Raw genomic sequence first — 12,959 nt, 5'->3', positions numbered from 1 at the left:
ACAACAAAAGGAAAACCATCATGCGTCGTTGCACACTGCTTTTCGCCACCCTGCTATTGCTCTTGAGCCAATGGGCCGTCGCCGACTATCGCATCGGTGTCAGCATCGCCAGGGTCGACGACAACTTCATGACCTACGTGCGTAACGGCCTGAATGAGGCCGCGGAAAAGGAAAACGTGCAGATTCAATTCGAGGATGCTCAAGGCGATGTGGTGCGCCAACTCAACCAGGTCCAGGGTTTTATCAACCAGAAAGTGGACGCGGTCATTGTCCTGCCGGTGGACACCTCCGCCACCGCCAACATCACGCGCGCGGCGGTCGAAGCGAAGATACCGCTGGTCTACGTCAACCGTCACCCGGACGAACGTACCCTGCCCAAAGGCGTCGTCACCGTGGCGTCCAATGACATCGAGGCCGGACAACTACAGATGCGCTATCTGGCCGAAAAGCTCGGCGGCAAGGGCAACCTCGCGATCATCATGGGGGACCTGGCGCAAAACGCTACCCGCGACCGCACCGAAGGCGTCAAACAGGTGCTCAAGGATTATCCCGGGATCAAGATTGTCGAGCAGCAAAGTGCCGAGTGGCAGCGCAGCAAAGGGATGGATCTGACCAGCAACTGGCTGCTGGCCGGCACGAGTTTTGATGCCATCGTCGCCAACAACGACGAAATGGCCATCGGTGCGGCCATGGCGTTGCAGCAGGCCGGCAAAGCCAAGGGCGAGGTCGCGATTGTCGGCATCGACGGCTTGCCTGACGGCCTGGCGGCCATCAAGCGCGGGATGCTGGTCGCCTCGGTATTCCAGGACCCCAAGGCCCAGGCGACCAGCGCGGTACAAGCAGCGCTCAAAATGATCAAGGGAGAAGCGGTAGAACAAGACGTCTGGGTGCCCTTCCAGTTGATCAGACCTGAGCAACTGGCGGTGTTTGAACAACATTACAAGTAGCGGACAGGCTCAACAATTCGCCGCGATTCCGGCCAGGGATCAGCGGCGACTCGCACATACAACACAGGGGGTCGGAGTATGGCCACCGTGCTGGAGAGCGCGCGGTTTGTCGGTGGAGGCTCCTACTCCAGCACCTCGACGCGGCACCTGGTTTTCTACACGCTCTTCTTCAAGCTTTCAGGGCTGCCAGCGCATAAGCCATCCATGACCAGGTTCATCAATCTGGCGAGACGTGAGCGCCATTCACTCTGGGAATCTATTTGCCATATTCCGGCGATAGCTAGGAAAAAATCGTCGTTAGTGACGCCGCTACGAATCGTTCCGGCCTTTTCATTTGCCCTCAAAAGCAACTCGGCTGCTGCCTGGACTGGCGCGTACCCCGACTTCCCTGGGAACTCGTAAATAGAAGCTGCTTGTCGTATCGCGGTCGCAAGTCCCACCTTTGTCATTGCATATTCAGCGAGGCAGTCCATCCATTCTCGAAGGGCCTCCTTAGGTGGTTTTGTAGCGAGCAGTTGTTCTGCCAACAAGGCTACCTGCTGCATTTCAAATTGATAGAGCTCAAATACCAGCTCTTCTCTGTTGGCGAAATGGCGATAGAACGTGCCCTGTCCCACTCCGGCTTTCTTCGCAATCGCACTCAGCGGGACCGCAGGATCGAGTGTCAGCTCTGCCACAGCGACCTTCAGTATTCGTTCTCGATTTTTCTTGGCGTCAGAACGCATCGCCAATTCGTCATTCCTAGGCAAAGTTATTTCCTTCGCTGCATTGCAAAGCGGACAGTTGTCCGGTAATTTTTATTTAAGTGGACACCTGTCCGCTTACATCTTCTTACTGGAGTTTACTATGAACAGCACGGGCAACACGATTCTGGTTACCGGCAGCACCTCAGGCATAGGCCTTGGCCTGGCGCTAAGGCTTCACAAGGCGGGTAACAAAGTAATCATCGCGGGACGTCGTAAGGATCTGCTCGACAAAATCGAATCGGAACACCCGGGTATTGAATCAGTATTGCTGGACATCTGCGATCCAACATCCATCCAGCGCACCAGCGAAGCGCTTGCGATCAGTCACCCGAATCTGAACGTTCTCATAAACAACGCTGGCGTCATGCACTGGGAGGACCTGACTGATCCGCAAAACCTGAGTACAGCCGAAGACATCGTGACAACGAACTTGCTTGGCACGATTCGCATGACGTATGCCTTCACTCCCCAACTGATCAAGCAGCCAAGAGCAACGATCATCAATGTCAGTTCGGCTTTGGCATTCGTCCCGCTGCCTGCAACACCGACCTACAGCGCAACCAAAGCGGCAGTTCATTCCTTCACTCAAAGTCTTCGAGTGCAGCTAGAGGCCTCATCAATCGAGGTTATCGAACTTGCGCCGCCGGGTGTGCGTACCACTTTGCTTGGACAGGAAAATGACGAACACGCCATGCCCCTGGAGGAGTTTCTGAATGAAATCTTCGAACTGCTCAAGATCTCTCCGACCCCACAAGAACTTGTCGTCGAGCGCGCCAAGCCATTACGGTTTGCTGAAGCGAGCGGCTCACACAGTGAGGTCTTGAAGATGCTTGCGGGATACCAACCACCGGCAGAATGATGTTAACCGTGTGGGTAGCGTCTGATACGTCGCGACACGCTTAATTCATTCTCACACCCAGCCAAACGGTAATCGAATAGGGTTTATATGCGAGGAGGTTATTGACATGAGAATCGGAATTATCGGCGCGGGCAACGTTGGGGCTACGCTTGCCCGTAAGCTCGCTGCGTGCGGCCATGAAGTGAAACTGGCCAACTCCAAGAGCCCCCAGAGTATTCAGAACCTCGCCAACGAAATCGGTGTACAGGCGGTGACCAAGGAAGACGCTGCGTCCGATGTGGATGCAGTTATCCTCTCGATCCCCTTCGCGAAGTACCCCGATCTGCGCCAAACTTTAAGTAATATTCCCGAGAAGGTCGTCGTCATTGACACATCCAATTACTATCCGGGACGAGACGGGGCGATCGAAGAGGTAGACGACGGCAAGCCCGAGAGCATCTGGGTAAGCGAGCAGATTGGCCGCCCGGTCGTCAAGGCATGGAACGCCGCCCTCGCAGCGACTCTTGCCGAGAAAGGCCAACCAGCCGGGTCTTCAACACGCATAGCCTTACCAGTAGCTGGGGATGACCCCCATGCTGAGGCAATCGCGCAGGATCTTGTCGAGGATACCGGCTTCACCGCGCTTGCCGCTGGCAGCCTTGAGGGCTCATGGCATCAGCAACCAGGCACGCCTGCATACTGCACCGAACTAACACTGCCTGAGCTAAAACTGGCCTTGTGTGCGGCTGATAAAATCAGGGCGCCTCAAAACCGGGATGCACTGTTGGCCAGGTTCATGGCTCCCGGTGGTCAGTTTACACATGAGCAAATTGTTGCCACGAATCGTGCAATGACAGCCTGACTATCGAACTGCTAAATCGCGCGGCCACGGCCAGATTACGTGTTAGCAGTCGCTCAACTCAACGCTGGCAAAGCACAATCCGTTACTACGTCGGGTGCACATCGGCGGTTCAAATAATCATTGCGCGGAACGTTCACTGAGGGTGCTCGCGGCCTGAAACAGGATCTGTCCCACGAAATCGATCTCCTGCTCAGTGATGATCAATGGCGGCAAGAAGCGTACGGTCGCGCCGTGGCGTCCACCCAGTTCAACGATCAAGCCGTGCTTCAGGCAAGCCTGCTGGAACGCCTTGGCCCGGGCCGTATCCACCGGCGGATGGCCTTGGACATCGAGGGTGCCCTGCGGGTCGACGATTTCCATCCCGAGCATCAGCCCGCGACCACGCACATCGCCGATCCAGGCAAACTCGTTTTGCAGTGCCTGCAGTTGTTTTTGCAGGTAAGCGCCGACCTTTTCAGCGTGCTGGACCAGGCCTTCATCGCGGATAAACCGCAAGGTCGCAGTGCCGGCCGCCATCGCCAACTGATTGCCGCGGAACGTGCCGGCGTGGGCACCCGGCTGCCAGACGTCCAGCGACTCGTGGTAGACCATGACCGACAGCGGCAACCCGCCGCCGATGGCTTTGGACAGGGTGATGACATCCGGCGTGATGCCCGATTGCTCGAAGCCGAACATCCGGCCACTGCGGGCAATGCCGCACTGGATCTCGTCGACGATCAGCGGGATGCCGTGGGCCTGGGTCAATCGGCGCAGTTCCTGCAGCCAGCGGTTCGGCGCGGCAATGACCCCGCCCTCTCCCTGTATCGGTTCAAGGATCAGCGCCGCCGGGGCGGTCACCCCGCTTTCCGGGTCGCTGAGCAAGTGCTCGAGGTAACGCACGTTCAACGTGACCGCCTGATCGCCGGCCACCCCGAACGGGCAACGATAGTCGTGTGGGAACGGCAGGCGCTGCACCCCTGGCATCAATGCGCCAAGGGCATTTTTCGGCGACAGGTTGCCGCTGATGGCCAGCGTCCCCAGGGTCATCCCGTGATAGGCCCCGTCAAACGCCAGGACCGAATGCCGCCCCGTGGCGGTGCGGGTCAGCTTGAGCGCGGCCTCAACCGCATCGGCGCCACTCGGGCCGCAGAACTGGATGCGTGCATGGCGAGCGAACCCGCTGGGCAGGCAAGCGAAAATTTCCTGGACGAATGCGTCCTTTACAGGCGTCATGAGGTCCAGGGTGTGCATCGGCACACCGGCCGCCATGACTCGGGTGATGGCTTCGATGATCACCGGGTGGTTGTGGCCCAGCGCCAGGGTTCCGGCACCGGCCAGGCAATCGACAAACACTTGCCCCCGGCTGTCCTGCACATAAATGCCATGAGCCCTTTCAAGCACCAGAGGAATGCGTCGCGGGTAACTGCGGGCGTTGGATTCCTGCTGTTGCTGACGTTCCAGCAGGGGTGTCGAATCGAGGCAGTAAGGACTCGACAGACCGGTGTGCAACAGGCGCAACTGTTGCGCGCCACCCGCTGTGACATTCGAAAAAGCACTCATGATTTCCTCCATGGAGGCTGGGTTTGGAAGAGAACGAACAGCCTGGAAACAAACATCCGTAACGTTGCAAGCCAGGCGCGGGGAGATTGCCTCCCCGCGCCTTTGGGTTTACATGTCGTCGCTTACATGTCGTAACGAAGGCTCATCCCCACCGTGCGCGGTGCGCCGACGTCGATGATGTCGTCGTTGCGGTTGTTGGTGACGTATTCCTTGTCGAACGCGTTCTTCACGTAAGCAGACACCGCGACGTTCTTGGTGACTTTGTACTCGGTGTTGAAGTTCACCAGCACATAGGCGTCGCTCTTACGCTCACCAGTGACTTTGCCGTTTGAATCGAACTCATACTCCGAAGGCGCGGTACCCTGATAGACAATGTCCGTGCCGAATATCAGGCGGTCGTCGAAGCGATAGACACCCCCCACCGAGGCCTTGTATTTAGGCGAGAAGAGGAACGACTCACCGCTCCGGTCCTGACCGCTGTCAGAGACGAAGTCTTTGTATTTGCTATCGGTCACGGCCGCGCCGACGTTCAGGGTCAGTTGCTCGGTGATGTCTTTTTCGACGAAGACTTCCAGGCCCTTGATGTCACTGCGACCGGCGTTGTAGATATCAATGACGGAGCCACCGGTCTGCCGCACGCTGACCTGCTGATCTTTCCAGTCGGTGTAGTACAGGTTGGCGCGGGTACGCAGGGTCTGATCGAAGAACGAACCGCGGTAGGACAGCTCATAGTTAGTGGTGTATTCCGGATCGTAGGCTTGGTGACCACTGCCGGAACGCAAATTGACGCCACCGCCGCGGTAGCCTTTTTGCACCATGAAACCGAGGTATTGATTCGCGGCCAGCTCGTAGTCGATGCCGAGTTTCGGCAGCACGGCATCAAACGACTTCTTGATTTTCTCGGGAACGAAGCTGCCGTCCTCTTCAATATCGGTATCGTTCGTCTCATGGTCGTAACGCAGACCGGTGATCAACGTCCAACGCGGCGCGAACGTCCAGTTGACTTCACCGAACACCGCCTTGTTCTCAATCTTGGTATCACCTTTGACCGTACGAACCAGCACGTCATCGAAAAGCAACCGGTCGTGGAAAGCGTTGGTGTTATGGCCATAGTAGGCACCGACGAAACTCTTCACCGTGTCCGAGGTGTAATTCAGACGCAGCTCCTGACTGAACAGGTTACCGTCTTGCTTACGCAGAACGACCTCGTTGTCCAACGCATTCTGGTCGAAATCCAGACGGTTGCTGTAGTCCGTACTGGTATTGGCGGTCATGCTCGTCAGCGACCAGTCATCGTTCAGACGATAATCCACCTTGGCGCTGAGGGTGTCCTGCTTGAGGTTGTCGAAGGCCTTGGTGTTGGACGCGATGTCGTAATAGCTCGGCTTGCCGTTGACACGCATGGTCGAGCGGTCGCCCTGGCGGTGCTCGCTGTGAGCGTAGGTCAGCAGAACATCGGTGTCGTCATTGGGCAGGATCAGCAATTTGCCGCGGGTGTTGCTGGTGCGACGCGGGTTGGCATCGTCATTGTGCGTAGTGTTACGAATGTAGCCATCACCTTCGCCATAATCCACGGCGATACGCCCGGCAATCTTGTCGTCGACGATGGAGCCACCACCGGCCACCGCCGCCCCGCGCTCACCGTAATTGCCCACATTGGTTTGCGCCGAAAAGCTCGGTTCGAAGGTGGGGTTCTTGGTCCGGATAACCACCGCACCGGCCAGGGAATTACGGCCCTGGGTGGTGGATTGCGGGCCAAGGAATACTTCGACCTGCTCGGCATCCCAGAGCGGGACCGGACTGAGGGTCAGCGCGCGGTTCGGCTGCACTGCACCGTCGACATACACCGATACCGCACCATTGAGGGCCGCTGGACCCTGGTCGTCAAAACCGGACACCGGCACACCACGGATACCCCAGTTTTCATTGCCGGCCTGGCTATAGACGCCGGGCGTGCGGGCAAACACATCCACCAGATCCTTGTCGCCGTGCTCACGCAGATTCTTGTCGGTGAGGACCACGACGCTGGACTGGGTCTGCTCAAGCGTGCGGTCGATTTTTTCACCTGTCACGGTGATCGGAGCAATCTCCATCGTGCCGGCTTCTTCGGCCGCCCATGCAGCGTTGCTCAGGCCTATGGCCGACCCTACAGCCAACGCAATTGTGTTCTTTTTGAAATTCACGCCCCGCTCCCCTGCGACAGATATTTTTAGGTTTTTTGAGCTGGCCGAAGGCTGTGTGGCGCCAGCGGAGCGGAGTCTAATCCAAAAAAAAAATTAAATAAATAGTATTGATAATCTATCTCATTTGTACCTAGTATGACGTCTTGTATTGATCTGAATACATTACAGACGAGTCCTACACAACCGACCGCTGCCCTGCTTTCAAGGTCCTGTGACTGGTCGAAGAAGATATAAGAGGATGCACAAGGATGACCTCAATCGAACACCTGAACGGGCGTTCCGAGCTTTTTTCCATGGCGCCCACGGATGCAAGCGCCCAGTCGCTACCCCTGCTGGTGCAAGGGACATCGGGACAGTCGATCCACGATCTGGACGCCTCGATTCGCGACAGCCTGGCCCATGCCCTGACCACGGTTGGCGGCGTGTTGTTTCGCGGTTTCACCGTCGCCACCCCCATCGATTTCAAGCGCTTCGCTGCCAGCTTCGGCGCGCCGCTGGCCAGTTACGAATTCGGCTCCACGCCACGCAGCAAAGTCTTCGCCGGGGTCTATAGCTCCACGGAATACCCGGCCCATCAGTTCATCCCTTTGCACAACGAGCAGGCCTACACCCGTCCCTGGCCTTCACGCATCTGGTTTCACTGCATCAAGGCCAGTGAAACCGGCGGCGAGACCCCGATTGCCGACAGCCGCCTGATCTACCAGCGCATGCCCGCCGAGATCCGCGAGCTGTTCGCCAGCCGCGAACTGCTCTACGTGCGCAACTACAGCGGCGCCCTGGACCTGCCTTGGGAAAAAGTCTTCAACACCCAGGACCGTGCCCAGGTCGAACGCTACTGCCAGGACAACGACATCGAGTGGGAATGGAAAGCCGATGGCGACCTGCGCACCCGCCAGCGTTGCGCCGCCGTGCAGCAGCATCCCGATACCGGTGAATGGGTCTGGTTCAACCAGGCGCACCTGTTCCATGTCTCGGCCATCGAACCGAACGTACGCGCCAGTCTGCTCGCAGCCGTGGGTGAAGAAAACCTGCCGCGCCATGTCTATTTCGGCGACGGCTCGGCCATTGCCGACGACATGCTCGATACCGTGCGCGAGGTCTACCGCGAGACCGCCATCAGTTTCCCCTGGCAGCCGGGCGATATCCTGATGCTCGACAACCGACTGGTGGCACACGGTCGCAATCCTTTCACCGGTGACCGCAAAGTCATCGTGGCCATGGCGTGAATTGCACATGTTTTCATTCAAACATTGGATCGAGGTGCTGGAAGCCAACGCCCGGCACTTCCCTCAGCGTGCTGCCCTGCATTTCTTGCCGGACGGTGTCAACATCGGCGAAACCCTGACCTTTGCCCAACTGCACGAGCACTCCCAGTCCCTGGCGGCCGCGCTGCAAGCGCGTTATGCACCGGGCGATCGTGTGCTGTTGATGCTACCCAGCAGCCTCGACTACGCCCGCGCTTTCTGTGCCTGCCTCTATGCTGGGCTGATTGCCGTACCGTTGTTTCCACCGCCGTCGCGTAAACCGCGCCACCTCGACCGCGTCCGCAACGTGGTGGTGGATGCCGAGCCGGCGTTGATTCTCGCACCGGCGGATTATTGCGAAGGTTTGCTGGATCTGGTGGAGGGCCGCGTCGATGTGCTGACCGTCCAGCACCTGGGCACAGCATCGGCCAGCCAGTGGCAACGCCCGGCTATCGACGGTTCGACCGTGGCCTTCCTGCAATACACCTCAGGCTCTACCGGCTCGCCAAAAGGCGTCGAGGTGCGTCAGCGCAACCTGATCGCCAACGTCGAACTGATGCGTCAGGCGTACGATTTCGACGAGCACGGCGCCATGGTCAACTGGCTGCCGCTGTACCACGACATGGGCCTGATCGGCGGCATGCTGGCCCCACTCTACAGCGGCATGCCGTGCTACCTGATGGCGTCCCAGACCTTCGTCAATGCGCCATCGACCTGGCTGCAGGCACTGAGTCGCTACCGGGCCACCGCCAGCTTCGCCCCCAACTTCGCCTATGCCTTGTGCAACCGTGTGGTCAGCGACAACCTGATCGCACAGCTCGACCTGAGCGCCTGGAAACATGCGATCAACGGTGCAGAGCCGATCCACCCCGGCACCCTGGAAGCCTTCGCCCAGCGTTTTGCTGCCTGCGGCCTGAACCCATTGGCCATCAGCCCCGGTTATGGTCAGGCCGAAGCAACGCTGTGCGTCAGCGCTACGCCGGCCGATGCGCTGCCAGTGGTGCTGCGCCTGGACAAAGCCGTGCTGGAGACCGGGCGCGTGACCCTGGCGGCTGCCGATGCCGCCGCGGTGGAGTTCGTCGCCTGCGGTTATCCGCAAGCCTTGCACAGCATCGCCATCGTCGACCCGCACACCTTCGAACGCTGCGCCGCCGATCACATCGGCGAAGTCTGGCTCAAGGGCCCGAGCAACGCCGAATCCTACTGGAAGAATCCCGAGGCCACTCGTGAGGCCTTTGAGGCACGGATTGTCGATTGTCGGCTCATCGGAGCAGTACCTGCGCTCCGGCGACCTGGGTTTCATGCACCAAGGCCAAGTGGTGATCTGCGGGCGGCTCAAGGACCTGCTGATTCTCAACGGGGCGCAACCTCTACCCCCACGACATCGAATTCGCCATTACCGACGCCGAGCCGGGCATCCGTACCGGACGCATCGCCGCCTTTTCGGAAATCGACCCGGCACTGGGCCGCGAGAAACTGGTGATCGTCGCCGAGCCGCAGCGTAAGTTCGTCGACCCGGCGCATCACCCGGCGCTGTTCGCGTCGATGCAAAACGCCGTGCGCGAAGCCGCCGACTGTGGCATCGACCAGATTGTACTGGTGCAAGCCGGCACCATCCCGATGACCACCAGCGGCAAGATCGCCCGTCAAGGTGCGCGCAAGCAACTGGCCGCCGGCACGTTGAGCATCATCGCCCAGAGCGGTGGAACGCCGGCCTCGAACGACGAACCCCTTGACCTTGCCCGACTCAAGCGCCTGGCGACCGAAACACCGCAACAGGCCCAAGCCGCTTGCCGGCAATGGCTGGAACAGACCCTGCACGCGGTCAATCCGTATTTTTCCGCCCACGTCGAACTCAGCCTGATTGGCCAGGGTCTGGACTCCATCGGCGTGGCCGACTTTGCCGCCCGCCTGCACCGGGACCTGGGCTGGAACCTCGATATTCAGGACCTGTTCGGGGAAACCACACTGGGGCAATGGGCGCTGGCCCTGCACGCTTTCCTCAATGAGCCAACGCCAACGGCCGAAGCTCCAACCGAGCAGGCCAACCCCAGTCAGGGGCATCAATCGTTCGCCCAGCGTCGCCTGTGGTTCCTGCGCCAACTGAACCCGGACGACACCCGGCACAACCTGGTGTTGCACCTGCGCCTGCAAGGTCCGCTGGACATCGAGACGCTGGCCCTGCGCCTGAACACGCTGGTCGAGCGTCACGGCGTGTTGCGCACGGTGTATCACGACGGTGTCGATGGCCCACAACAACAGGTGTTGCCGCCTACGGCGGTAGCGCTGGTCCATCATGATGTGCGTGAGCAGAACCAAGCGCAGCAACAGCACACGCTGAACGAATGCCTGGCCCAAGAACACGCTACCCCTGTCGATCTGCAAGCAGGCCCGCTGCTGCAAGCGCAGTTACTCAGCCAACATGACCAGCAGCACGACCTGCTGCTGACCCTGCACCACATCGCCTTCGACGGACGCTCGGCGCAAATATTGTTGGCGGAACTGGCGGGGGCGGCGGACGCCCCGCTCCCGGGGCAATACCTCGATTTCGCCCAATGGGAAGCCCGGCACTGGAGCGAACAGCGGATCGCCATCGAGCAGGACTTCTGGCGCGAACACCTGGCCGGCATGCCGCAAACGTTGGAACTGGGTGGCAGCGGCCAGGCCCCGGGCGAACACAGCCTGGACTTCAACGTGCCCCAGGCCAACTGCGAGCGATTGGCAGCGCTGGCCCGCGAGCAAGGCATGACGTTGTTCATGCTGTTGCTGGCCAGCTACCAACTGGTGCTCAAGCAACTGGGCGGCCAGCAGCAATTCCTGCTGGGCACCGACGTCAGCGGCCGGCCGCTGGCAGAACACAACGACGTCATCGGTTTCTTCGTCAACCAGTTAACCCTGCGCTGTGACGTGCGCGGCGAAGCGACCCTGACCAGTTTCCTTGAGCAGGTTCGCGATGAGTCGCGCCTGGCCTATGCCCATCAAGGCCTGCCTTTCGATCTGGTGGTCTCGGCCCTCGCGCCGCAGCGCCGCACCGGTCACTCGCCACTGTTCCAGGTCAAGCTCAACTATCAACCGTCACGGGTGACCCCGACCGCCATCGCTGGTGCGCAGTTGTCCGCGCTGGACGTGGCCCAGGCACCGGGGGATTTCCACTTGGTGCTCGACCTCGTGCATGGCGGCGAAGGCCTCGCCGCGACCCTCAAGTATCGCGGCGAATACTTCGACCGCGACCGTGCCGCGCGCCTGCAACACCTGTGGACGCGCCTGCTGGAGCAGATGCACAGCCTGCTGGACGAGCCGTTGCCGGCACTGGCCGAACGCATCGACAGCTGGGATCAGGCCTTTGCCCGGGAGCGACAACAATCCCAGGCGCAGGCCGGTCGCAGCCAGATGATGCAAGCCAAACGTCGCTCCTTGTCCCTTTAACCGAGTCGGATGCCGTTATGTCTATCGTGCCCCCATCGCCACGCGCCCTTGGCGCCGTGCGTCGCAAAGCCATGAACGTCTCGGAACAACAGTTGGTCACCGAGCGCCTGCTCAGCCCGGACCACGCCCTGCCTCTGGTGATCGAGCCGGCGGTCAGCGGCGTTGACCTGATCGCCTGGGCCGCCCGTGAACGCGAGTCGCTGGAAAAAAAACTGCTGGAATACGGCGCCCTGCTGTTTCGCGGCTTCAACGTCGCGTCCGTCGAGCAGTTCGACCAGGTGATCGCCGCCCTCTCCCCCGGAGCGCTGGAATACATGTTCCGCGCCTCGCCCCGGACACGGGTCGGCGGCAACATCTACACCTCGACCGACTACCCGGCCGACCAGATGATTTTCCCCCACAACGAGCACTCCTACTCGCCGCGCTTCCCGCTGCGGCTGTTCTTCTACTGCCAACTGCCGTCCGAGACCGGCGGTGAAACCCCGATCGGCTCGACCCGCGCCGTAAAGGCCAAGATCAGCCCGCAGATCCAAGCGCGGTTCCGGGAGAAAGGCGTGCTGTACGTGCGCAACTACGGCGATGGTTTCGGCCTGCCGTGGCAGAGCGTTTTCCAGTCCGAAGACCGCCGCGAAGTAGAGGCCTACTGCGCCAGCGTCGGCATCGACGTGGAATGGAAAGACAACAATCGCCTGCGCACCCGCCAACGCGGGCCGGCCGTGGTGCGCCACCCGCGCACCGGCGAAGAGGTCTGGTTCAACCATGCCACGTTCTTCCACATCAGCACCCTGCCCGAGCGAATCCGCGATTCGCTGCTAAGCAACTTCAACGACCTCGACCTGCCCACCAACACCTTTTACGGCGATGGCGAACCGATCGAGCCGCAGGTTCTGGAGTCGCTACGCGCGGCCTACCTCGACTCGCTGGTGCGCTTCAGTTGGCAACAGGGGGACGTGTTGTTCATCGACAACATGCTCGCCGTGCACGGCCGCGAACCCTTTACCGGCAAGCGCGCCATCATGACCGGCATGGCTGAAGCCCTGCTGTCGAGCGACGGTGCTGTCTGACATTCAACGGGTCCACCCGCCGTTCGCCGGCGGCTTGCCTGACACGAGTCCAGCAAGCCCCGGCGTCTGTGCGGTGATCCAGGCTCAAGCCCTTTTCCAGTCGAGATGAA

8 protein-coding genes and 1 pseudogene are annotated in these 12,959 nt (G+C 60.1%); 6 read left to right on the top strand and 3 right to left on the bottom strand.

Annotated elements, in window-relative coordinates:
* Positions 1-20: 20 nt before the first annotated feature.
* Positions 21-947, top strand: coding sequence for a sugar ABC transporter substrate-binding protein (locus PSH57_RS11810; protein WP_305389653.1), 927 nt, complete (start codon positions 21-23; stop codon positions 945-947).
* 155 nt (positions 948-1,102) lie between these two features.
* Here the strand turns inward: PSH57_RS11810 and PSH57_RS11805 are convergent, their stop codons facing one another.
* Positions 1,103-1,672, bottom strand: a complete 570-nt coding sequence (locus PSH57_RS11805) for a TetR/AcrR family transcriptional regulator (protein WP_305416607.1) — start codon at positions 1,670-1,672, stop codon at positions 1,103-1,105.
* A gap of 121 nt (positions 1,673-1,793) precedes the next feature.
* Between PSH57_RS11805 and PSH57_RS11800 the strand changes: the two genes are divergently transcribed.
* On the top strand, positions 1,794-2,552 hold the full coding sequence (locus PSH57_RS11800) for an SDR family oxidoreductase (protein WP_305390361.1): 759 nt from the start codon (positions 1,794-1,796) through the stop codon (positions 2,550-2,552).
* A gap of 106 nt (positions 2,553-2,658) precedes the next feature.
* The gene (locus PSH57_RS11795; RefSeq protein ID WP_305389652.1) at positions 2,659-3,393 is read left to right on the top strand and encodes an NADPH-dependent F420 reductase; all 735 of its coding nucleotides are present in this window, start codon (positions 2,659-2,661) and stop codon (positions 3,391-3,393) included.
* 117 nt (positions 3,394-3,510) lie between these two features.
* Here PSH57_RS11795 and PSH57_RS11790 read toward each other — a convergent pair whose 3' ends face one another.
* The gene (locus PSH57_RS11790; protein WP_305389651.1) at positions 3,511-4,932 is read right to left on the bottom strand and encodes a diaminobutyrate--2-oxoglutarate transaminase; all 1,422 of its coding nucleotides are present in this window, start codon (positions 4,930-4,932) and stop codon (positions 3,511-3,513) included.
* A 122-nt stretch (positions 4,933-5,054) separates the two neighbouring features.
* A complete protein-coding gene (locus tag PSH57_RS11785) occupies positions 5,055-7,115 on the bottom strand; it encodes a TonB-dependent receptor (protein ID WP_305389650.1) in 2,061 nt (686 codons plus the stop codon).
* 248 nt (positions 7,116-7,363) lie between these two features.
* Here PSH57_RS11785 and PSH57_RS11780 point away from each other — a divergent pair, with 248 nt between their 5' ends.
* The 3 genes and pseudogenes from PSH57_RS11780 to PSH57_RS11765 all read left to right on the top strand — a co-directional run bounded on the left by PSH57_RS11780 (position 7,364) and on the right by PSH57_RS11765 (position 12,849).
* Positions 7,364-8,341: a TauD/TfdA family dioxygenase gene (locus PSH57_RS11780; RefSeq protein ID WP_305389648.1), complete on the top strand. Its 978-nt coding sequence runs from the start codon at positions 7,364-7,366 to the stop codon at positions 8,339-8,341.
* A gap of 7 nt (positions 8,342-8,348) precedes the next feature.
* Positions 8,349-11,785: pseudogene (locus PSH57_RS29295) on the top strand (condensation domain-containing protein).
* A 17-nt stretch (positions 11,786-11,802) separates the two neighbouring features.
* Complete coding sequence (locus PSH57_RS11765; RefSeq protein ID WP_305389646.1) at positions 11,803-12,849, top strand: TauD/TfdA family dioxygenase; 1,047 nt, start codon at positions 11,803-11,805, stop codon at positions 12,847-12,849.
* Positions 12,850-12,959: the final 110 nt, after the last annotated feature.

Source organism: Pseudomonas hefeiensis, assembly GCF_030687835.1.
Lineage (GTDB): Bacteria > Pseudomonadota > Gammaproteobacteria > Pseudomonadales > Pseudomonadaceae > Aquipseudomonas > Aquipseudomonas hefeiensis.
The sequence above is the reverse complement of the archived record's forward strand: the minus strand, read 5'-3'. Positions and strand labels throughout refer to the sequence as shown.

Bases quoted from the DNA above. Each gene is read 5' to 3' on its own strand.
- PSH57_RS11810 (WP_305389653.1), top strand. From the start codon at position 21: ATGCGTCGTTGCACACTGCTTTTCGCCACCCTGCTATTGCTCTTGAGC.
- PSH57_RS11805 (WP_305416607.1), bottom strand. From the start codon at position 1,672: ATGCGTTCTGACGCCAAGAAAAATCGAGAACGAATACTGAAGGTCGCT.
- PSH57_RS11800 (WP_305390361.1), top strand. From the start codon at position 1,794: ATGAACAGCACGGGCAACACGATTCTGGTTACCGGCAGCACCTCAGGC.
- PSH57_RS11795 (WP_305389652.1), top strand. From the start codon at position 2,659: ATGAGAATCGGAATTATCGGCGCGGGCAACGTTGGGGCTACGCTTGCC.
- PSH57_RS11790 (WP_305389651.1), bottom strand. From the start codon at position 4,932: ATGAGTGCTTTTTCGAATGTCACAGCGGGTGGCGCGCAACAGTTGCGC.
- PSH57_RS11780 (WP_305389648.1), top strand. From the start codon at position 7,364: ATGACCTCAATCGAACACCTGAACGGGCGTTCCGAGCTTTTTTCCATG.
- PSH57_RS11765 (WP_305389646.1), top strand. From the start codon at position 11,803: ATGTCTATCGTGCCCCCATCGCCACGCGCCCTTGGCGCCGTGCGTCGC.